Raw genomic sequence first — 21,640 nt, 5'->3', positions numbered from 1 at the left:
ATCTGCGAAATGATGACTACCCGCTATTTCTAACCGTGTCAAATGACGGTGCGGCAATATTTTACGGACATAGTTTGAGCGTATGCACTGGTTTTGCATACGCTCGATTTTTTTGTTAGCAGTGACTGCGTAGACCGCGCGTTTAGTGTCTTTGGCAGTATACGCGAGATTTTAGTTTTACAATTCATTCGGTGTATTCGATATCCGTTTCGACTTCAGCTTCTTCCTCTTCATCTGCGTCTTCCATTGTCAGTTTATAGTAGTCATCTTCCCCACCGTTCAAAACTACCATTTCCAGAAAATTATGATTCTCATAGTAGCTGAATTTTACGCGGCTGCTGTATCCCCAGAGGTCAGCACGGACATCTTTGGGAAGCTTTTTGTATTCGCTGACATACCATATGGGACAGTCATTAAAAAGTTCTGCGCTTGCTATATCTTCATAGAAATCGGCATCGCACTTTATTATCGGAGTACATCCGTACTCCTCTTCTATCCTGTCAACAAAGGCACGAAGACTGTCGGCTACCTTTTCTTCGTCTGAGGGAAGTACCGAGTAGAAAACACTCAGGTCACAGTCAACCACCGGACGGAGCCTTCCTCCCATGCCGCCGCATACTTCGATGAAATGCTCTGCCTGCTCTTCACCGTCCCGCATGGGGTCGAATACGTGTATCATACCCGTAGGCAAATCGGACTGACCCGAGCCCTCTTTATTCTGCTCGAATAGCTTATCCTCGAAAGAGACGCCCTTAGTGGCGCGGATATAGCATATCTGGATATTCTGCTGCGCAAAGCGTTTCCACTGGACTTCACCTGCTTTTTCGGTGATAACAGGTCCTCTTATGGGATAATCGCGCTTTCTGGGCTCGTTGAACCACAGATGTCCCGAGAAAAAGAGAAGTCCGATATCAACGGCTATGACCGTAAAGCAGAGTACTATAACGCCGACTATCAGTCTTCTCAGCCAGTGCTTTTTCTTCTTTTTGGGAGGTCGTTCCTCCTCGCCCTCAGGAGTTTCGACTTCGGGAAATTCTCCGTATTCTTCCTCCGGGATATCGTCGAAGTCGTCAAAATCATCGGAATAATCCTCGGGATTATCTTCGTACTCGTCCTGAACATCTTCGTATCCGTCCTGAATGTCCTCGTATTCGTCGAAAGGATAGTCGTACTCTTCGCTATCATCTGCGTACCTATCGGGATGATCATCATACTCCTCAAAGTCATTGTTATACTCACGGTAGTTACTGAAGTTATTATTTGGCACAACAGTGCGGGGACGGATATAATTTGAATAATCATCGGGGACATCCATGTATTCCCTGTCAATTTCAGCTCTCGCCTCATCGCTGAGGCGAAAGCTGTTTTTGGGCTTATCATTATCAGGTCTATTTTCCATCAGAAACCTCATACTTGCTGTTAAGCTCGGCAAAATTATGGCTTTCAAGCTTTTCAGAAACTACGGCTGTGATATCGGCAAAGGCGTCCTGAAAAGGACATCTTCCCGATGCGCCTCTGTTACATTCCGAATCGGGCTGTAAACATCTTGAAAAGCAGTATGTACCCTCGATAGCCTCTATAACCATTTTCAGCGTGATATCCTTTGGTTCCATTGCGATGACATATCCGCCCTGGGTGCCTTTAAAGGACTTCACTATCCCTGCAGACACCAATTTGCGGAGTATTTTCAGCGAGAATCTCAGGGTAACACAGGTCTGTTCGGAAATAGTCTTTGCATCGAGCCTGCTCTCTGATCTGCACAGCAGGGACGTTATCCTTACTGCGTAATCAGTTTCGAGAGTTATGTACATCTCGCCCTCCCTTAGTCAAGATAATCTCTGACCTTGTTGCTTCTGTTGGGGTGACGGAGCTTACGCAGTGCCTTTGCTTCGATCTGGCGGATACGCTCTCTGGTTACCTTGAATTCCTGACCAACTTCTTCAAGTGTTCTGGATCTGCCGTCCTGGAGACCGAATCTCAGTCTGAGAACCTTTTCCTCACGCTCGGTAAGGGTGGAGAGCACCTGATCGATCTGCTCTTTCAGCAGTACGAGTGAAGCTGCTTCGGCAGGAGCAGGAGCGTCATCATCGGGGATAAAGTCACCAAGGTGAGAATCTTCCTCTTCACCGATAGGTGTTTCAAGGGATACGGGATCCTGAGCTATCCTCATGATCTCACGTACTCTTTCAACGCTCATATCCAGCTCTTCAGCGATCTCCTCGGGTGACGGATCGTGGCCGTTTTTGTGCAGGAGCTGAGAAGATACTTTCTTAACCTTGGTGATAGTCTCAACCATGTGAACAGGGATACGGATAGTTCTTGCCTGATCAGCGATGGCTCTAGTGATAGCCTGTCTTATCCACCATGTTGCATAGGTGGAGAACTTGAAGCCCTTTTTGTAGTCGAACTTTTCAACTGCCTTGATAAGACCCATGTTGCCTTCCTGAATGAGGTCAAGGAAGCTCATGCCTCTGCCCACATATCTCTTGGCTATGGATACGACCAGACGCAGGTTAGCTTCCGCAAGACGCTTTCTTGCCTTGGTAGCTTCCCTGTCGTTATCGCCTGACATCATTTCAGCCAGCTGTATCTCTTCTTCGGAAGTCAGCAGGGGAACTCTGCCTATCTCCTTGAGATATATCTTAACGGGGTCGTCAATGGCAATACCGTCAGTGGAAAGCGCGATATCAACGTCGTCCTGCTCCAGCTCGTCATCGGGGTTAACGAAATCCAGAGTATCGTCAACTACTACGTCGTCGATGATCTCTATATTCAGGCTGTTGCAGGTGTCATAGAAATTATCCATCTGCTCAACGTCGAAATTCAGCTTTTCCAGTGCATCAGTTATCTCCTTGGTGGTCAGCTTGCCTGTCTGCTTGCCGTGTTCCATCAGGTTTTCCATTATCTTGCTCTTATCAGTCATGTTCAACTCTCCTTATTTAGGTGACCTTTATTTTGTCTGCGTCAGCATTTTTTCCTGCGCAGTTCCTCCATCATTTTCAAGTAGTCCTCGCTGGTCTTCTCTTCCTGCGCCGGCGGAGCATTTCTCTTATTATACGCCTTTATGGAAGAAATATACTGTTCAGCGACTTCCCTGTTGACATTCAGCTTCGCGTACTTTGCGAAAGACCGTCTGACCATGTTTTGTTCCTCCTCCGAAAGCTGTTCGCAGATAACGTCCAGCGATATGATATCGCCTACCGAAAGTCTGCCCGAGATATCGACGAAAAGCTTTCTGTTGAATTCATCCGTGAACTCTTCGGGTGAGATGCGCTGACCTATCTCCTGTGCAGCATCACTGTTGCAGCATATGTAGTAGATAAGTCCACGCTCGCAGTAGACTGCTTTATTCGCTGCTGTTTCTTCATCGGCTAGGATGGTCTGTCTTACTTCTTCACGCTGCTTTGAACGCCTTTGGGTGTCCATCATACGCACCATGATATCATCTACCGCCGCTCTTATAACATCGAAAGAAACATTGTACTGCTCCGACAGCTGTCTTTCCATGGTATCCCTTGCGGTGCTGTCGGGTTCGCCCGCTATGGACGCATAAGCCATTTTCAGAAAACGTATCTTATCGTCCCTTTTATCAAGATCAAGTCCCCGCGAATAGTACCCTAATTCAAAATCAAAGCCGTCTGCGGCATTATTTATCAGATATCTGAAATGGTCTTCGCCGAACTTGTTTATATACTCATCAGGGTCTTTTGCGCCCTCCATATGGATAACACTGCTGCCCAAGCCTCCGCTTCTCAGCATACCCACCGCTCTCAGAGCGGCTTTCTGTCCGGGGTCATCGGCATCATAGCAGATAACTACCTTATCGGCATAGTTCTTCATCGCCTTGACCTGTTCGGGAGTCAGTGCTGTACCACATGATGCCACCGCATTGGTGAATCCGTGCTGGTACAGGGAAATTACATCCAAGTTGCCCTCGCAGAGAAGCAGTTCTCTGGTTTTTACGGACACGTCTTTCGCGTAATTCAGAGAGAAGACAAAACGCGCCTTTGAATAGCCGTCAAGCTTTTTCTCGTCATTCGTCCTGCGGAATTCTTCGGAAGTGGTATCGCCTGTGTTGAGGTACTTTCTTTTATCGTCCCCAAGGGTTCTTCCACCGAAGCCGACTATATTTCCCGCTACATCGATAAATGGGAACATTGCCCTGTCCATGAAGAAATCGTAAGTCCTGCCGGAAGTCTGAGAACGTCCCAGAAGCGATGCGGAAACAAGTTCATCCTCGCTGTATCCACAGCCCAGCATATATGACTTCAACGCAGTAAAGCTTTTAGGAGCAAAGCCCATGCCGTACTTTTTAATAACATCGGCTGAAAGCTTTCTGGTATGTACCAGGTAATTCAGACACCTGAGACCGTCCTGAGTTTTCAGCTGGTCGCGGAAAAACCTTGCCGCGCACTTGTTCATCTCGTATATGCGCATCCTGCGCTTATAGCTTTTATCATCGCCGCCCTGCCATGTGGGTACTGTCATTCCCGCACGCTGGGCAAGATAATTGATTGCATCCATAAAGCCGAGGTTTCTGTACTTGCGTACAAAGCTGACAACATCTCCGCTGACACCGCAGCCGAAGCAGTGGAAAAATCCCTGTGAGGGCACCACACTGCACGAAGCTGTGCTGTCATCGTGGAAGGGGCATTTGCACATATATCCCCGACCCGAAGTTTTCAGCTCGATGCCGTTTTCACGCATTACCTCGTTGATGGGGTTCTCATATTTCAGCTTTTCAAGAAATTCCTGATCCAAGAAATGACTCCCCCTCTCCTGTGCGGCTGAACATTTGCTTTACTTTATCATCCACGCCGCGGGAATGAAAAGTTCCTTGAAAGTTTCCACCGCGAAAACATCGGTCATTCCCGATATGTAATCGCAGACCGCCATATCTATGCCGTAATGATAGGCAAGGTTCATATACATAGCAGGCAGTCTTTCAAGATGGTCTGTATAATACTTATATAAATATGCTATCATATCCTGCGCCTTGCGTTCCTCGGATTTGCAGGCGGGATTTGTATAAACACTGTCGAACATAAATCTGTGCAGTGCTTTGTAAGCTGTTTCCACCTCCGGGGTCATTTTCAGTGAATCCTCGTCACCCGCTTCACCGCTAAGTCCGCACTCGATGAGGGAACTTACGAGGGTGGTTATGCGCGAGGATTTATCGTGACCCAGCACAGAGGTTATCTTCGATGGTATATCCTCTTCCCTGAGTATACCCGCCCTTATGGAATCGTCGATATCGTGGTTGATATAGGCGATAACGTCGGCAAAACGCACGGCATAGCCCTCATAGGTCTTTGCAACGCTGTTGGTATGCTTCAGTATGCCGTCCCTGACCTCATGGGTAAGGTTAAGTCCCTCGCCGCCGCGTTCAAGTTTATCCACCACCCTGAGACTTTGCTCGTAATGATGGAAACCGCAGGGGCTTAATTCGTTCAGCATACGTTCACCGGCATGACCGAAAGGTGTATGACCCAAATCGTGACCCAAAGCTATGGCTTCGGTAAGATCCTCATTCAGCCTGAGTGCGCGGGCTATGGTGCCTGCTATCTGGCTGACTTCGAGGGTATGGGTCAGTCGGGTACGGTAATGATCTCCCGCAGGAGAAAGGAACACCTGGGTTTTGTGTTTCAGCCTTCTGAAAGAATTGCAGTGGAGTATCCTGTCCCTGTCGCGCCTGTATTCAGAGCGTATGGGGCATTTCTCCTCAGGTCTTTCTCTTCCTGCGGAACTATCAGAGAATGCGGCTTTTTCACAAAGGATACTATGTTCAAACTGTTCCCACTGTTCTCTGGGCAGCATATCATCACCTCCGACTTTTTTCGCCGTTTACTAGAATATACTGCATTCACTCAAAAAATACCTTTATTTTTTGAGATCGCCGCAATCGATTTGTAGGATATCACAAATTAACAATACAAATCAATCGCATAATATACAAATCAACGGTTATTTTCGGAGAAATCCGCCCACAAGCCATCCTGTATCTCATATTTCAGCTGACCATTGGAAATATCCGTCAGCTTTTTGGTAAAAGGGTCGGTCAGCTCGGACTTGACAAGCAGCTCCATAGTGACGGTATCGGAAAAATCCTCGCTCTTGGTGATGGCTTCAAAATCAGGCAGGATATATTTTATCTTGCCGTAGAGATTATAGTCGCAGGAAAATGAGATCATTGAACACTCGTACATATTCAGGATATCCGCTTCGGATATCGCCAGCGAACAAGCCTGGGAATACGCCCTCACCAATCCGTTTGCACCCAAGAGTATCCCGCCAAAATACCTAGTGACCACAACGCACACATCGGTAAGACCCGCCTTGTTTATTACATCAAGCACGGGTACCCCGCCTGTGCCCTGAGGTTCACCGTCATCGGAATAACGCGAAACATTACCCTCACGCACCACATAGGCATATACGTTATGCCTTGCCTTGCGGTTTTCAGCCTTTATCTTCTCGATAAACTCAACAGCCTGTTCAGCTGTTTTTACGGGGGCTATCTGTCCTATAAAATCGCTTTTTTTCTCGGTATAAGTGCCCGTGGCACAACCGTAGACCGTTTTGTAGTTCATACACTGTCCTCTTTCGATATAGTTTACCCACTTGTATCTGCGGAGTCTCTTTATATACAAAAAAGAGCGGAAAATTTCCGCTCTTTAACTTCCTGATAATTAGTCGAGGTTGAATCTCTTCTTGAATCTGTCAACACGTCCGCCGCTGTCAACCAGCTTCTGCTTACCGGTGAAGAAAGGGTGGCACTTGGAGCAGATCTCGACCTTGATATTCTCCTTGGTGGATCTGGTGTTTATAACGTTGCCGCAAGCACAAGTAATTGTAGTCTCGACATAGTTAGGGTGAATACCTTCTCTCATCAGAACTTACCTCCTTCCAAACTAAAAATTATGGCTCATAGAAGCCCATCATCCTTAGTTCAGACAGTAGTTCTATGCAGCATTCATTATTAAGTCCTTTCAGACTAAAATATTATACCATCATCAAGCAGGTTTGTCAACGCTTTTAATAGTTTTTTTACAATTGATTATCCTCCACCGTATCCTTATCGGCATAACGAACTCTTGCTTCCTCTATCTTGTCATAGGCGGATTTGAAAGCTTCGATTACTTCTTCATCGAACTGCGTGCCTGAATTTTTGACTATCTCGTTATAAGCGTCTTTGGAATCCCAAGCCTTTTTGTAGCTTCGGCGGCTTGTGAGAGCGTCATAAACATCAGCTACCGCGACTATACGGCTCTCGGGAGCTATAGCGTGACCTTCCTTACCCAGGGGATAACCGTTGCCGTCAGCACGCTCATGATGTTCGAGAGCTATGGTCTTGGAAAGCTGCATAACATCACCCTCAACACGGCTTAGAAGTGCTGCACCGTAGGTGGTATGGGTCTTTATCGTTGCGAATTCATCGTCATTAAGTCTGCCGGGCTTGTCCAGAATCTCAGAGGGCACTATCAGCTTGCCAATATCATGCATTGTTGACGCAAGACCGATGAGCTGAACTCTGTCGGCTTCAAGACCCATTTCAGCGGCTATTATCTTTGAATACTCAGCCACTCGCCTGATATGCTGACCTGTCTGACCAGATTTGTTTTCGGTGATTTCCGCAAATGACACGATTATCTCTTCCTGTATGCGGTTGGTCTCGTTGGCTTTCTTTTGCAGATACGCACCGTATTCAAACAGCACAGCGAAAAGCCTTAGAATCATGAACATCAGTATGGTGACCACGGGATTGCCCGATAATGCGAAAAGCAAGGTCAGGTAGGAATACTTTTTCATCATTCTGCCTGTTTCCTGTGTAAAGGGCTGACCCTGCCCCACCACGGCTTTGACAAGTTTCTGATAAAAGCTGAGGATCATCACAACCAGTGCTGAATACAGGGAATAGAGGAAGTATCCGATACCTGAAACGTAATATTCATCAAGATCATCGAAAGCTACTGTCAGGTCAAAGGCATTGAAATCGAAGTCCTTGATGTAGATACTTTCTGCAAAGCCTTTGGGAAGTTTGTCGTAGATAAGCGAACCTACCGCGCAGAGAAAACTCAGAACCGCTGATATCAGGAATCCGATTATCAGCACGTTCATGACTTTTGAAAACCGTCCGCCGATCTTTTCTATATGGGCTATCATGCCCTTTAACTCGTTTTCTTCCACGCAAAGACCACCACCTTTTGAACAACCAGCGTCACAAACAAGAAGCGAGGTTAATTATCATAATTTATATTTTATTTTAACATATCGTGAAGTAAATGTCAATTATATGCTTTGACGAAATATCATGCTAAAATAGGGTGTATTTGCCGGATGGAATTGTTTTGCCTGTCAAATATCGGATATTGTTGGTATTGTCGGATATCTGTTTCGGGCGGTAATTTGGTGGTTTTCGCCCCTCGTTCCTCGGGTCGAGAAATCAACGAGCGTACCGCCGTTGATTTCGGGCGCGGCAATAATTTTACGGACATAGAAAGAGCGTGGACGGTTGTATTGTCCACGCTCATATTGTTGTTATTGCCACGCCCTATTTGAACGTTAGTTTGCTTTTCTATTTATAGCACGGTTTTCACGTCGCTTTTGCACCTTGACCGAGAGGCAGAGCCTCTCGCGAAGGGCTTGAGCCAAAGCTCTCTTCCTTGGCATTTTTCGCCAGATTGTAGTTTTAAGTTTCAGAAGCCTTGTTATCTTCTTCGGAAGCCTTATTATCTTCGCCGCGCTTGAATTTTCCGCCGTTCATATTGCCGGGTCTGCCCATGCCGCCAAAGCCGCCTTTGCTATTGGAAGTGATAACACTTTCAAGTGTTATTTCTTCACTTTCACCACCTGCGGATACTGTATAGGTCTCACCCTGTTTCAGGTCGGGAGAGGAAAATATCACGCCCTGCCAGGTCTTAGGGTTTGTGAAACTCAGGATAACATTTCCGTCCTTATCGGTCACGGTGAATTCGGTATCGGCTGAGAAACTTTGTGTGAAATCATGGAGAACAGCGCACTGTGTGGTGCCATCTTCGTCAAACATTTCTTCCATGCCTATAGCACCCGATGCGATTATCGTGCCGCCTGTGATGGTGGCTTCACCGTTATGATCGACCGAGCCGTTTGCGCCGTTTTCGGTACCGCTGACGTAGATGGTACCGCCCTCGATGATGAGGTCGCCGTTGGAATCAAGACCATCGCCTGCTGAGTTGACATTCAGTGTGCCGCCGCTGATTTTCAGGAAAACGCCTTCCTGTGCTGCGAACATATCCCTGCCCATGCGGTCGGATGAACCCGTATCACTACCGCCTGCGCAGTTGATGCCATCGTCAGATGCGGTAACATTTACTTCGCCGCCTGAGATGGTGACTGTCATGCCCTCGATACCCTCATAGCTCTTGGAGATATCCACTGTGCCGCCGCTGATGACCAGATCGCCGCCAACGTGGATACCATCATCGCCCGAACTTGCGGATAAGCTGCCGCCGCTGATGCTTGCTGCGCCGTCGCAGTGCAGGCTGTCGTCTGCGGAATCTATGGTGATTTTTCCGCCATCAATTATAATATTCCCGCCTGATTTAAGGGCTTTTGCTGATGTAGTTTCAGTGGTCTCGGATCCGGTCTGCTCGTTATCGGCTTGCTTATCAGCCGAAGTATCGGTATTTTTCTTATCTGAATTACCGCTATCGGGCTTATCGGGAGGAGTGAAGTCACCCTTGTCAAAGTCGCCCATATCAGGTGGTGTGAAGTCACCCTTGTCAAAGTCGCCCATATCGGGAGGTGTGAAATCGTCCTTATCAAAGTCACCCATATCAGGTGGTGTGAAATCGCCTTTATCAAAGTCGCCAATATCAGGAGGTGTGAAATCACCGTTGCCGCCAAAGCCCTGTTTCCAGTCGCCATTGGGGAAACCATCAGACTTCATGGATGCGTTGGCACTTCCGCCGCCTGTGGTGATGTTTATGTCACCGCCGCTTATCTGGAGTTCCTTCGCCGCAGAAAGACCATCGCCGCCTGCATTAATAGTGAAATTGCCGCCTGATATACTAACGATGCCCTTGCCTTCCTCTTCGTCATTGGTAGACTTCACCGCATCGGTACCCGAGGTCAGGTCAAAAGTGCCTGCACTTATCTTCACGTTGTCCTTGCCGGAAAGCGCGGACGATACCGCGTTAACGGTGACATTTCCGCCTGTTACGACTAGGTCGTCCTTTGATACTATGCCGTGCTTATAGTTGCTTGTGACATTCAGTACGCCGTCCCCATTTATGGTGAGGTCGCACTTTGCGAATACTGCCGCATCGGTGTTTTCGCCATCAGCGAGGGAATATTCTTTTCCGTCGGTGAGCTTGTTCTCAGTGCCGTTTTCAAGCAAAAGGTAGACTTTATCTGCGGATTTTGCGGTGATAGCAGCGTTGTCGGTGCAGGTGAGATCGAGACCATTGAGCACCAGCTTGACTTTAGCCTTTTTATCAGCTTCGATGACTATCCTGCCGTTGGCACAGCTGCCGCTGAGACGGTAAGTGCCCTCGGCGGTGATGGTGAGGACAGTACCCTCTGCAGAAATACCGCTGCCGCTTACTTCAATACCGCTGTCAGAGAAAACCGCGTCTATAACATCGTTTTCTTCGTAGCCAACTTCGATATCGTCAGCCGAGATACCGGCATCTGCCGCTGTTACAACAAATGAATTATCAGCCTTCGAGGAAGAGCCCTTGCCCTTTCCAGTATCTGCACAGCCTGTCATTGCAAGTATCATCAATGCGGCCGCTACGGCAGCCGCTCTTTTCATCGCACTTATTTTCATCGCAGATTGCCTCCTTATTAAATAATTAAATCTTATAACATTAGTTTTTTCTTTTTTTACTCACCCGAAAAAAACGCTTTCGGGCGAGTAAAAATCCTAATTATCAGAGTCTGTCAGCGTTTGCCATTTTTCTTGAGCAGAGTATCTCAAGATTGCCATTGCGAACACGGAGCTCGTCAATAAATGCTTTTTCGCTTGCGCCCTTTTTGAGTGTTACATTATATTTCAGCTTGAAAAGGCTGCCCATATTGGTGGTCTTTACCTGATCGAGAGTAGCATTTGTTGTGAACTTTCTGAAAATGTCGTCAAAAACATCGCTGTAGTCAAGGCTTTCGGGGATAGTGATGGTCAGCTCCTTTTCGCTGGTGTCATTTTCGATGAAAGGTATATAGAGATAAGCAATGTTCAGCGCACATACGATCAGTGTGAGAATGACTGCAAGTTTCAAGCTGTTAGTGCCTGTTGCGAGACCTACTGCCATCGCCAGGAATATTGCCAGGATATCCTTGGCATTTCCCTGCATGGAACGGAACCTTACCAGGCTGAATGCGCCTGCAACAGCTACGCCTGTACCGAGATTTCCGTTTACCAGCATAATAACGACCTGTACTATCACGGGCAGAAGTGCCAGCGTTGTCAGGAAATTCTTTGACTTATTCTGCTTGTAGCAGAAAGCAAATGCTATAACAGCACCTATTACTAGCGACACAAGGGTGCACACTGCAAATGTCCCGTTGGATATGGTCGTATTTCCGACAGATGATGTAAGATCCGCCGCATTCAAGTTTAATTCATTAAGCACAATCGTTCACCTTACCTTTTACATTTTCGCGGTTAAGTCTGAGGTATTTTTCCTGGTCGAGGGCTTCGCTGAAAACCCGCTTGTAAGCTTCACCATACTTTGAGAAGCTGCCGGGATATATTTTCATATCATCCAGCAGACGGCTGAGCCATATAGGCATAGCGCCGGGGATCTTTATCTCCATGATCCTTGTATGAGGATCCAGAAGCTTATCGCCCCAAACGCCCTTTTCAAGCCTTACTTCATCCTCACGGTAGGTGATGTTGCCGTCGAAGGTTATTCTCAGATCGGGATTATCTACTCCTGCAAACGCTATCCTGTCATAGCTCAGATACATCGCAGGTCCGATATCACGATAGTATTTCAGGAAATACTCGATCTCCTTCTCTATCTGCGGGTTCTTGCCGGGGTTCACGCCGAAGTTCACAAATTCGTAGGAATCTATCAGGGACATATCAACACGTCTTTTGTAGACAACGCCTTTGTACTTCTTCTTCAGCTCAACAAAGACCTTAGAATCCTTGTTGGGAACGCCGTAGCTCCTTATACGCAGCTTTTCCTTGTATACGGGCTTCTCCATGGAAGTCCTGATAAGCTGATGGTCGGGAGTATCGTAATATATGTTGCAGATCGTCGTAAGTCCGTAGTTATCGGCAGCGGCTCTTCCTGTCATTGCACGTACGAGCTCTTCCTGCTGTTCATCGGTAACTATGTATTTCTTCTCAACTCTCTTGAATATTTCCTGTATTGCGCCCATATATCATCACTTTCCTTTCCGTATCTTTTCTCTTCCCATGGTTCAGTTTTTCTTCCTATGATTCAGAGTATACACCCTCAACCTAAAACTTAGCTTAACCATTTTGATTCTTCCATAATTTTTTTTACAGACACCTGAGTTTTACAGTAAATACGATCTTGCCGTCCTCAGCCTTGCAGGAAATTTTTCCTTTGTGAGACTCGGTTACGGCTTTGGCTACCGACAATCCTATGCCGTAGCCTGATTTTGTTTCACCGTCCTCGCGCTTACGGGACTTATCTGCCCTGTAAAAGCGGTCAAACAGGCGTTCGGGCTGTGAAGGAGGCTCTGCACAGTCGTTCTTCACCCGTATGACAGCGTGTCTGCCGCTTGCCGTCTTTTCGACGGAAGCTTCTATACTTCCGCCCGCATCACAGTACTTAACGGCGTTTTCGGTAAGTATGGATACGAGCTGTCGTATCGATGATTCATCGCCATTCATGCGGATACCTTCCTGAGTGCTGATGGCAAGGGAAAGTCCCTTGTTCTCCGCAAGTGTCCTGAAAGGTCCTGCTATATCGGCGAAAGCGTTTGACAGATCGAACTCGGCAAATACGAGCTTTACGCTCTCTTCATCCATTCGTGACAGTCTCAGCAGATCAGCTATGAGACCGTTGAGCCTTTCGATCTGATTCTTGATGCTGATCGTCCACTCGCTGGGTTCGTTCAGCATCTCGATAACTTCGGTATTAGCCTGTATTATCGCCAGCGGGGTCTTTATCTCATGCCCCGCATCGGTTATGAACATTTTCTGCTTTTCGTAGTTCTCGATAAAAGGTCTGACAGCGAACCGTGAGCACACGATTATCAGCAGGCAGACCAGCAGCCAGCCGCCTATGGATATCGCTGCTGATATCAGCAGGAATAGGCGCTGTGTGCGTATGTCTTCGCGGCAATCGAGAAAAACGAACAACTTTCCGCCAATGGTATCCCTGACCTCAAAGCGGTAATTGCCCTGAAATCCTGAAGTCTTCCCCGAAAGGCTGACTTCTTCGGCATAGCTGAGTGCCTCGGCAGAAGTAACTGCGGCAACATGACCTGTATTGACCTCCACAGGTTCAAGTTCCCTGTTATAGCGAATGTAGAAGTACCTTGTCTGGTAGCGTGTCTCCTCATTGAGCTTGAAGCCAAGATCGGGAAAACGCTTTTCTTCACCGTTCATGTCAGGCGGGAAGAAACGTCCTCCTCCGGGACCGTTACCGTTGTTGTACATCTGCTCACGCCACATACCGAATTCTGGAAAATCTCCGTCATTCTCGCAGAGTATATTCATGAGCTGCGTCTGGCGCTTATGCATCTCGCCGATATTTATAACGTTTATCAGTCCTACGACGATAAGCTCCACCGCAAGTACGCTTGCAGCAGCTATCAGCACAAATTTGCGCCGCAGCCTTTTTATCATTCTCTGACCTCCAGCGTGTATCCGACGCCGCGGCTGGCTTTGATCTCAACATCGGCGCCTACCGAGGCAAGCTTTTTCCTGATATAAGAGATATAGACCCAAACCACGCTTATCTCGGCTTCCGCATCAAAGCCCCATATCCTTTCCATCAATTTTTCTGTGGAAATGAGAATATTGCGGTTGAGCATCAGCATTTCCAAAACCTGAAATTCCTTATTGCCAAGTTTTGTCTCGCCGTTTTCGGTGGAGATAACGAATCTCTCCCTATCCAGCGTTACATTTCCGACTTTCAGCAAATTCGGTGAAAACTCGGTCTTGCGCCTGGTCATGGCTCTTATCCTCGCAAGTAGTTCACCCATGGCAAAGGGCTTGGTCAGGTAATCATCAGCGCCAGAATCCAGACCTGTTATCCTGTCTTCGACCTGAGATTTTGCAGTAAGCAGCAGTACGGGGGTGTGTATGCCTTTTTCGCGGATACGCTTCAACACAGTGATACCGTCAAGGCCGGGCATCATGATATCAAGTATCACTCCGTCGTATTCAGCTCCGATGATATAATCATAGGCATCATTTCCGTTATAGACTGCATCGACAGAATAGTTGTTGTGTTTAAGGACTGCAACAAGAGCGTTGGACAGTTCCTTTTCATCTTCGGCAAGTAGTAATCTCATAATTTTCAGCTCCTTTGCACTGTTTTAGTTAATTTTATCTTACAATGCACAGCTTAATTTTAATTTAAATTTTAAATCATTATACCATATCTCACCCCGTTTTGCAAGTTGATTTGTAAATCCTTTGTACTTATTCAGCCTTTTGTACAAATTTAAGCCGCGAATTACAATTTTTATGATAACATCAAAAATTATCAAAATCAAGCACGATATTGCGCAAATACGCGATTTTTCAGACATTTTTTGCTTTACTGGCTGAAAAAATAACAAAATTTCGTCATAAACTATTGACGAATCGCGATTATTATGGTACAATAATGCTGATATAATATACCTATTAAGAAATACTCTCTTTCTCGACCGCAGCACAAGTATAAACCGTAAAGGTAAGAATCAGGTTAAAAAAGAGCAGTTTCACAAGTTGTTTAATATTTTTTTACTTTTTGATAATTTTAGCGATTCTATGCTGTGTTCCTCAGCGGCTCAGCATTCACATATTCGGAGGAACCAATGAGAAGATTCAGGAGAGCTGCTGCAGCTGCGGCAGCCGCAGCTATAGTCAGCGTGTGCACAATGAGTGCAGGAGCTGATGGCGGATCGGTGGATATAGTCGTGGACCTCTCACAGGAGAGCAAGGCGATATCGCCCTATATCTTCGGCGTGAACGAAGAGCTTATGGGCGGCAGTGTAATGCCCACTGCGATACGTGCGGGTGGTAACAGATCATCTGCTTACAACTGGGAGACCAACGCTTCAAACGCGGGTTCGGATAAGGAACATATATCCGATAATTATTTTCCGCAGATAATGGATCCCAAGCTTGCAGATGTTCCCGGAGCCATGTCGATAAACCTCAAAAGAAAATGCGAGGAAAAGAACAACGCATACGCAATGACAACTCTGCAGCTGGCAGGCTATGTTTCGGCTGATATGAACGGTGCAGTATCCGAAAGTGAGAAAGCGCCATCGGACAGATGGAACAGGGTAGAGATAACCAAGGGCAGCGATTTTGCAGATACTCCTGACCTCACGGACGGGATTGTATACATGGACGAGTATGTGAACTATCTTGTGAATACACTGGGCTCTGCAAAGAACGGCGGTATACAGGGGTATTCGATGGATAACGAACCATCACTGTGGCACATGACCCATGCGCGTATGCACCCCGAGCAGTGTACCTGTGCGGAGATAGTCGAGAAGAACACAGCAATGGCAAAGGCTGTCAAAGATATAGATCCCGATGCCGAGATATTCGGACCTGCACTTTTCGGTTACAGCGCTTTCGATACTTTCTGTTCGGCAAAGGACTGGAAGGATATCAAAGCTGAAAGAGATGATTACCGCTGGTTCGTAGACTACTACCTCGACCAGATGAAGAAAGCCGAGGACGAAACAGGCACCCGTCTGCTGGATGCTCTCGATGTGCATTATTACACCGAGGCTAAAGGTCCATGCGGAGAGCGTTCATGCAAGCATTACAGCGATGAAGGGTGCGTTCAGGCGCGTTTCGATTCTGTGAGAAGCCTGTGGGATGACACCTACAAGGAGGATAGCTGGATAACTGATACTGGCGGGACTTTCCTGCCGCTACTTCCTAATCTGAAGCAGTCTATCGATCAGTACTATCCCGGAACGAAGATAGCCATAACAGAGTATGATTTCGGCGGAAGCTACGATATATGCGGAGCCATAGCCGAAGCAGACGCACTTGGCGCTTTCATGGAAAACGATGTTTATCTGGCAACGCTTTTTGCGATGGAAGCTGATTATCAGTGCGCAGCGATAGATTTATTTACTAATTTTGACGGTAACGGCGGTCACTTCGGTGATACGCTGAGACATACCGAATCCAGCGATTTTGAAAGATCGTCGGCTTACGCTTCCACCTTCGAAGACAACAGCGATGTTGTAACGCTGGTGGTAACGAACAAGTCCTTCAAGGACAAGACTACGGCGAATATCAAGATCAAAGGCGGAGAGTACAGCTATGTACATCTGTACGGACTGAACAATTTCGCACCGCAGGTATTCGATATGACCGACAGCAATGATGCCGTTCAGGTGATGGACAACACCATAACATATGAAATGGAACCCGAGACCGTGTCTTTGCTTCTGATAGCAAAAGATAAAGACTGCATACCTGATTTCTCTGCAGGAATATCCCCAAAAGCGGAAAGTTCCAGTGCAGAGGGAAAAGAAAAAACGGCTTCAGGAAATAACAAAGGCGTGATAGCCGCTGTTATCGGAGCAGCCGCTTTATGCGGTGCAGGATTCGGGGTATTCCGAGCAAAGAAAAAGAAGAAAACTTGAACATTATTAAGTTTTATGCCGAAAGGAGTGATGTACGGCAAAAGTTAACTAAATAGCCGAAAGGAGTTGAGTAATAAGGAGTAATTGGAGGACATGACCAAGGGTTATGTTAGATTTTCGATATTTAAGTTATATTTTTTATATAAAAAAATCAATTTTTAAGCTATAATTATGTCAATCTAAGGGCAGCAAATGCCCTGCCAATAAAGATTTACGGAGGAAATAAACATGAAGGTAAAAAGAATTTTTGCGGGACTTTCCGCAACAGTAATCGCAGCAACACTGGCAATGACAGCATCCGCTACAAAGCTGACTGACAAGGTATACCCCAGCGAGTCAGATGCAGATATCAACGATGCATATTATGGCCTTGGTGCTATGGGATTTTTCATGAATAATGACGGTAAGTGGGCTTGGAACCAGAGCGATTGGTTCGGCATCGACGAAGAGGGTAAGATCTCTGTTGAGTACAAGATCAGCCCCATACTCACTGACAAGGTCGAGATGGGCGAAAAGGGTACCCTTGGCGAAATGGGTGTTATGGTCTGCAACGTAGACAAGGCTCTCGGCAAGGCAGGTCTTGATGAGACAAGCTATCCTATCGAAGTTGCAGTCACAGAGGCTAAGTTCGTAGCTGAGGATGGCACTGAGACTGTTTTCAACGATATGCTCAACATTACCGAGATGCAGCGTGACGCTGAGGGCGACATCAGATTCCACATTCGTCCTGTTGATAAGGTTGACGAGGAGACCGGTGAAGTTTTACTGAGCGCTACTCCCGAGGCAGCAGGCTGGGATCAGGAAGGTGCTTTCAAGGGCGGTACACTGTACGTTACACTTGACTTTGGTGCACCCAATGCCGGTGGTTCAACCGAGAGCAAGGCTGAGTCAAAGGCAGAATCCAAGACTGAGAGCGCTGCTGATTCCAAGACTGACAGCAAGGCTGATAGCAAGTCTACAACAACTAACAATAACGGCACAGGCACAACATCTACTTCTTCCGCAGCTTCCGATGCTACTGACAACACCAACTCCAACACCGGTGCAGCTACAGGCGCAGTACTTGGTCTGATGGCAGTTGCAGCAGCTGGCGCTATCGTTGCTAAGAAGAAGCACTGATAACCGATGACCATAGGGTCAACACGGAGGGATATAATATGAGAAAAATTAAGCTTACAGCAGCAGCACTTCTTGCACTGGCACTTGCTATGGGCATGTCAGCCTGCAATTCAGGCAAAAGCAGCGATTCCGACAAAAAAGGCGGCGATGCTTCCTCAATGCCTGAAAAGAAGCTCGAAGAGAGCCAGCAGGACATTGTAACAAGACTTGCCGGCGAGATGGAGGACAAGGAGCTCGCAAACAACGAGATCGTTTGGTTCTCTTTCTACGACATAAATCCTACAGCTTCAGCTGACAAGGATATCGGCGTTGACCTGGCTCTGTTCCAGACCAAGTACAACGGCAAGATAGTATACAGACAGACTACTTGGGAAACTAAGTTCGACGACCTTGCAAACGCTATTCTGTCAGGCGATTCACCTGACTTTATCGGCGCAGACGATATGGACGTTTTCCCTAAGGGTGCTATAAAGAGCATGATCGAACCAATGGATGATTACGTTGACTTCGACAGTGCACTGTGGAGCCCAATGAAATCTGCTAACGACCAGTTCATGTACAAGGGCAGTCACTATGTGGCAGTTTCACGTGTTGACCCCAGTTATATCTGGATATATAATAAAAATGTAATTGAGGAAAATGGTCTCGAGGATCCCGCTGAGCTTTACTACAACGGCGAATGGAACTGGGACAAGCTTTCAGAAATGTGTATTGAGTTCACAGACGAAGAAGCTGATAAGTGGGCTATGGACGGCTGGTACTATGAAAATGCACTGACTGAATCCTCAGGTAAGCCTTTGGTAGGCATGGAGGACGGCAAGATCGTCAACAACATCAATACTCCTGAGCTGGCTAAGGCTCAGAACATGATGTACAACCTCCAGAAGAATAACGTTGTTTACCCCAAGCATCTGCATGAGTGGAAGGTAAGAGGCGATGTATTCGGTACAGGTATCGCTTCCGGCGAGACACTGTTCTATCCTATCGGTCTCTGGGCAATCGAGGACGCACCCAGCACTACCGCTCCCTACGGCGATCTGGCTGCAGGTGAAGTAATGTTCGTGCCCGTTCCCTGCGCTAAGGATACCGACAATATGTATGTTCCTTCAAGAGTTCACGGTTTCTGCATCGCTAAGGGTGCTAAGAATCCCGAAGGCGTTGCTGCTTGGCTCGACTGCACAAGATATGCAGAGATAGACGAGGCAGCTCACCAGATCACTCTTGACCAGTATAAAAACGACTACGGTTGGACAGATGAAATGCTCGAAATGCGTGACGAGATCTATGCAAGAGCTGCAGAGCATCCTGTATTTGAGTTCGCACAGGGCGTTTCCAGCGATCTGTCGAATCTGACTGATAGTATAATCAAGAATTCTATGAACCCTGCTGAGTCATACACATGGACCTCTACAGTTGCTGAGAACGAGAAGGCTCTCGATTATCTCATCAAAGAGGCCCAGGAAAAGACTGAGGAATAATATGATCTTGCTTTAATATCCTTCATTTTTATATTCCGGTTTTACAAAACGGCGGGCTTTTTCCAGTCCGCCGTTTTGGTTTCTCGGAATTTTGTATAATCTTTGAACGAATGTTTTAATTTTGTCACATTTCACAGAATATCGTGCTTACAATTTGTAATGACCTGCGAAATTCTGTGAAATCTGACAAAGATATTAGTAGATCAGCTTAACAGCAAGCTGGCTTAGTTTTGACAAGGAGACAAAAATGTGGTATGATACTGTTAAACAGACTTCTGTGAAGGGGGCGCTCTTCGTGGGCATCAACAAGGAACTTTCCCATCGTGAATTTATTCAGCGCGAAACGGGTGAGACTCACTCGCCTTACGAGAAGGAACTGGAGTTCTATTCTGCTGTAGCTGCGGGCAATATCGAGCGCGTGCGCAAGCTTTATACTCCGCTGGCTGTTGAAGGCTACGGCAAGCTCAGTGATGATCCCGTGCGCAATGTAAAATACCATCTGACTATCACGATAGCACTGATAGCAAGATTCTGCATTGAAAAAGGTCTTCCTACCGAGACCAGTTACACTATAAGCGACATATTCATCAACAAACTGGATGTTGCCACCGATCTTCTTCAGCTTGAGGACATTCACCGTGAAGTGTTCATAGAATATGCAAAGCGTATGCAGAAGGTAAATTCAGGCAACGCTTATTCAAAGCACGTTCTGATGTGTCTGGATATAATCTACGACAACATATACAACGGTGTACGTGTTCAGGAGATCGCAGACAGGCTCGGACTTACTCCCCAGTATCTCTCTAAGCTATTCAAGCAGGAGGTTGGCATGACCATATCGGAATACATCATGTCCAGGAGGATACAGGCGGCAGAAAATATGCTGAAATTCTCGGAGTACACTCCGCTGGATATCGGCAATTACCTGAATTTCAGTTCCCACAGCCATTTTATTGCCTGCTTCAGAAAGCACACGGGGCTGACACCAAAACAGTACCGTGAGAATTATTTTCGTATCAGCTGGCAGGACAGAGAATAATTCTGAGTTACAGCAATTTTGAAATAAAAGAATCAGCCATAGTATTTCTGATATGGATATCAGGAATGCTATGGCTTTTCTATTTTTGGGATATTGATAGTATAATCATTTAGGATAGTCGGATATTTGCTATGACCGGTAGTTTGCTGGTTTTCGCCCGTACGGAGTTAGGAACTTTTCGCGAAAAGTTTGCGCCAAAGCTCAGTTCCTTGGCAGTTTCCACATGATTGCGTATTTTTAAAAAGCAAAAGAAAAGACCCTCAGAAAGGGTCTTAGTCTTTGTCAGACGCGGGTGACGTCCGACGGATATATGGATATGGTTGGGTATCATTGCTCCCCTTGCGGGAAACAACGGAAGATAGCTTATTATTCAGCAGCTGTAAAACGTGCGAACTGATATTCAGCTGTTATAGGTGTTGTACCGTCGTATTTGCCGAGCCAGCCGTCAACGCCCTTGCCGTTCCATGCATTCATCATGATCTTGCCGGGAGTTACAGGCAGATTCTCAGTTGCTGTGTAAACAGCTTCGCCGTCAACATACCAAGTGATAGAATCCTCTTTCCATTCAAAACCGTAGGTGTGGAATTCTTCTGAAGCATCAAATCCCAGGTCATAGAGATATTCGTGATTGCCCTTGCCGTTGGTGTAATAATTGAACTGCACCTTGGTGGTATCCTTTCCAAGGAACTCGATATCTATCTCGTCCCATGGATTGCTGTCGGAAGGACCTGTATAAGTAAAGAAAGAGGAGACAACACCTACATTCTTCATGGGCTTCATGCTGACTTCGTAAAGTCCGTAGCCATAGAAATCGTTTGAGCGATACTCAGCAGCATTGTATTCATCTTCGATGACACTGCTGATAGTCAGCTTCATCAGACCGTCCTCAAAGGTAACGTTATCCTTTTTCCAAGTGCAGTCGAAAGGCGAGCCGTTAGACCAGCCATCGGAACACATAAAGCTGCTGGATTCACCTTTTGAGAAATCAGCCAGAACGGTGTAAGGACTGTCGTCCTCAGCTTCTTCAGCTGCAGATTCAGTCTGCTCAGCAGATGATACCTCAGCGGCGGAAGATTTTGTTTCAGCCTTGCTGCTATCGGATGATTTTGTATCCTGACAGGAAGCAAGAGACACAACAGTTAAAAATGCAAGCATTGATACAGCTATTTTTTTCATGCGATATCCTCCGTTCATTTCATACTATATA

18 protein-coding genes are annotated in these 21,640 nt (G+C 46.6%); 4 read left to right on the top strand and 14 right to left on the bottom strand.

What is annotated here, in order from left to right; genetic code table 11:
• Nucleotides 1-184: 184 nt before the first annotated feature.
• From BM265_RS00720 to BM265_RS00660, 13 genes are all read right to left on the bottom strand, one after another.
• Nucleotides 185-1,399, bottom strand: a complete 1,215-nt coding sequence (locus BM265_RS00720) for a glycoside hydrolase family 25 protein (RefSeq protein ID WP_074959571.1) — start codon at nt 1,397-1,399, stop codon at nt 185-187.
• The gene (locus tag BM265_RS00715) at nt 1,389-1,811 is read right to left on the bottom strand and encodes an RrF2 family transcriptional regulator (protein WP_074959570.1); all 423 of its coding nucleotides are present in this window, start codon (nt 1,809-1,811) and stop codon (nt 1,389-1,391) included. Before BM265_RS00715 ends, BM265_RS00720 begins: the two co-directional genes overlap by 11 nt.
• 11 nt (nt 1,812-1,822) lie before the next feature.
• Entirely contained in the window at nt 1,823-2,923 is a 1,101-nt protein-coding gene (gene rpoD, locus BM265_RS00710; RefSeq protein ID WP_074834109.1) for an RNA polymerase sigma factor RpoD, read from the bottom strand.
• 41 nt (nt 2,924-2,964) lie between these two features.
• Entirely contained in the window at nt 2,965-4,761 is a 1,797-nt protein-coding gene (gene dnaG, locus BM265_RS00705; RefSeq protein ID WP_074959569.1) for a DNA primase, read from the bottom strand.
• A 39-nt stretch (nt 4,762-4,800) separates the two neighbouring features.
• The gene (locus tag BM265_RS00700; protein ID WP_074959568.1) at nt 4,801-5,817 is read right to left on the bottom strand and encodes a deoxyguanosinetriphosphate triphosphohydrolase; all 1,017 of its coding nucleotides are present in this window, start codon (nt 5,815-5,817) and stop codon (nt 4,801-4,803) included.
• Nucleotides 5,818-5,957: 140 nt separating this feature from the next.
• Entirely contained in the window at nt 5,958-6,590 is a 633-nt protein-coding gene (locus tag BM265_RS00695; RefSeq protein WP_074959659.1) for a YigZ family protein, read from the bottom strand.
• A 99-nt stretch (nt 6,591-6,689) separates the two neighbouring features.
• Nucleotides 6,690-6,890, bottom strand: a complete 201-nt coding sequence (gene rpmE / locus BM265_RS00690) for a 50S ribosomal protein L31 (protein ID WP_074959567.1) — start codon at nt 6,888-6,890, stop codon at nt 6,690-6,692.
• Between the two features lie 157 nt (nt 6,891-7,047).
• Nucleotides 7,048-8,187, bottom strand: coding sequence for an HD-GYP domain-containing protein (locus BM265_RS00685; RefSeq protein ID WP_074959566.1), 1,140 nt, complete (start codon nt 8,185-8,187; stop codon nt 7,048-7,050).
• Between the two features lie 502 nt (nt 8,188-8,689).
• Nucleotides 8,690-10,810 (bottom strand): carbohydrate-binding domain-containing protein, encoded by a 2,121-nt coding sequence (locus BM265_RS00680; protein WP_074959565.1) that lies wholly within the window; start codon nt 10,808-10,810, stop codon nt 8,690-8,692.
• Between the two features lie 103 nt (nt 10,811-10,913).
• The gene (locus tag BM265_RS00675) at nt 10,914-11,612 is read right to left on the bottom strand and encodes a DUF4956 domain-containing protein (RefSeq protein ID WP_242940740.1); all 699 of its coding nucleotides are present in this window, start codon (nt 11,610-11,612) and stop codon (nt 10,914-10,916) included.
• Nucleotides 11,605-12,369 carry a polyphosphate polymerase domain-containing protein gene (locus BM265_RS00670; protein WP_074959564.1) on the bottom strand — a complete coding sequence of 255 codons (765 nt, stop codon included), beginning with the start codon at nt 12,367-12,369 and terminating at the stop codon, nt 11,605-11,607. Before BM265_RS00670 ends, BM265_RS00675 begins: the two co-directional genes overlap by 8 nt.
• A 124-nt stretch (nt 12,370-12,493) precedes the next feature.
• Nucleotides 12,494-13,810 (bottom strand): sensor histidine kinase, encoded by a 1,317-nt coding sequence (locus tag BM265_RS00665; protein ID WP_074959563.1) that lies wholly within the window; start codon nt 13,808-13,810, stop codon nt 12,494-12,496.
• Complete coding sequence (locus tag BM265_RS00660) at nt 13,807-14,481, bottom strand: response regulator transcription factor (RefSeq protein ID WP_074959562.1); 675 nt, start codon at nt 14,479-14,481, stop codon at nt 13,807-13,809. Before BM265_RS00660 ends, BM265_RS00665 begins: the two co-directional genes overlap by 4 nt.
• 510 nt (nt 14,482-14,991) lie before the next feature.
• Here BM265_RS00660 and BM265_RS00655 point away from each other — a divergent pair.
• From BM265_RS00655 to BM265_RS00640, 4 genes are all read left to right on the top strand, one after another.
• Nucleotides 14,992-16,797 (top strand): glycoside hydrolase family 44 protein, encoded by a 1,806-nt coding sequence (locus BM265_RS00655; RefSeq protein WP_074959561.1) that lies wholly within the window; start codon nt 14,992-14,994, stop codon nt 16,795-16,797.
• A gap of 228 nt (nt 16,798-17,025) precedes the next feature.
• Nucleotides 17,026-17,916 (top strand): NPXTG-anchored protein, encoded by an 891-nt coding sequence (locus BM265_RS00650; protein ID WP_074959560.1) that lies wholly within the window; start codon nt 17,026-17,028, stop codon nt 17,914-17,916.
• A 38-nt stretch (nt 17,917-17,954) separates the two neighbouring features.
• The gene (locus BM265_RS00645; protein ID WP_074959559.1) at nt 17,955-19,394 is read left to right on the top strand and encodes an ABC transporter substrate-binding protein; all 1,440 of its coding nucleotides are present in this window, start codon (nt 17,955-17,957) and stop codon (nt 19,392-19,394) included.
• Nucleotides 19,395-19,641: 247 nt separating this feature from the next.
• Nucleotides 19,642-20,433, top strand: a complete 792-nt coding sequence (locus BM265_RS00640) for a helix-turn-helix domain-containing protein (RefSeq protein WP_081358323.1) — start codon at nt 19,642-19,644, stop codon at nt 20,431-20,433.
• Nucleotides 20,434-20,799: 366 nt separating this feature from the next.
• Here the strand turns inward: BM265_RS00640 and bglS are convergent, their stop codons facing one another.
• Nucleotides 20,800-21,609 (bottom strand): beta-glucanase, encoded by an 810-nt coding sequence (gene bglS, locus BM265_RS00635; RefSeq protein ID WP_074959558.1) that lies wholly within the window; start codon nt 21,607-21,609, stop codon nt 20,800-20,802.
• Between the last annotated feature and the right edge of the window lie 31 nt (nt 21,610-21,640).

This window comes from Hominimerdicola alba (assembly GCF_900112155.1).
Taxonomy (GTDB): domain Bacteria; phylum Bacillota; class Clostridia; order Oscillospirales; family Ruminococcaceae; genus Hominimerdicola; species Hominimerdicola alba_D.
This window is presented reverse-complemented; position numbering and strand designations above follow the sequence as displayed.

What these genes read in the sequence shown, in the direction of transcription:
- BM265_RS00640 (WP_081358323.1), top strand. Translation starts at nt 19,642, where the DNA reads ATGTGGTATGATACTGTTAAACAGACTTCTGTGAAGGGGGCGCTCTTC.
- BM265_RS00650 (WP_074959560.1), top strand. Translation starts at nt 17,026, where the DNA reads ATGAAGGTAAAAAGAATTTTTGCGGGACTTTCCGCAACAGTAATCGCA.
- BM265_RS00700 (WP_074959568.1), bottom strand. Translation starts at nt 5,817, where the DNA reads ATGCTGCCCAGAGAACAGTGGGAACAGTTTGAACATAGTATCCTTTGT.
- BM265_RS00720 (WP_074959571.1), bottom strand. Translation starts at nt 1,399, where the DNA reads ATGGAAAATAGACCTGATAATGATAAGCCCAAAAACAGCTTTCGCCTC.
- rpoD (WP_074834109.1), bottom strand. Translation starts at nt 2,923, where the DNA reads ATGACTGATAAGAGCAAGATAATGGAAAACCTGATGGAACACGGCAAG.
- BM265_RS00660 (WP_074959562.1), bottom strand. Translation starts at nt 14,481, where the DNA reads ATGAGATTACTACTTGCCGAAGATGAAAAGGAACTGTCCAACGCTCTT.
- BM265_RS00655 (WP_074959561.1), top strand. Translation starts at nt 14,992, where the DNA reads ATGAGAAGATTCAGGAGAGCTGCTGCAGCTGCGGCAGCCGCAGCTATA.
- BM265_RS00665 (WP_074959563.1), bottom strand. Translation starts at nt 13,810, where the DNA reads ATGATAAAAAGGCTGCGGCGCAAATTTGTGCTGATAGCTGCTGCAAGC.
- BM265_RS00695 (WP_074959659.1), bottom strand. Translation starts at nt 6,590, where the DNA reads ATGAACTACAAAACGGTCTACGGTTGTGCCACGGGCACTTATACCGAG.
- bglS (WP_074959558.1), bottom strand. Translation starts at nt 21,609, where the DNA reads ATGAAAAAAATAGCTGTATCAATGCTTGCATTTTTAACTGTTGTGTCT.
- BM265_RS00670 (WP_074959564.1), bottom strand. Translation starts at nt 12,369, where the DNA reads ATGGGCGCAATACAGGAAATATTCAAGAGAGTTGAGAAGAAATACATA.
- BM265_RS00680 (WP_074959565.1), bottom strand. Translation starts at nt 10,810, where the DNA reads ATGAAAATAAGTGCGATGAAAAGAGCGGCTGCCGTAGCGGCCGCATTG.
- rpmE (WP_074959567.1), bottom strand. Translation starts at nt 6,890, where the DNA reads ATGAGAGAAGGTATTCACCCTAACTATGTCGAGACTACAATTACTTGT.
- BM265_RS00645 (WP_074959559.1), top strand. Translation starts at nt 17,955, where the DNA reads ATGAGAAAAATTAAGCTTACAGCAGCAGCACTTCTTGCACTGGCACTT.
- BM265_RS00715 (WP_074959570.1), bottom strand. Translation starts at nt 1,811, where the DNA reads ATGTACATAACTCTCGAAACTGATTACGCAGTAAGGATAACGTCCCTG.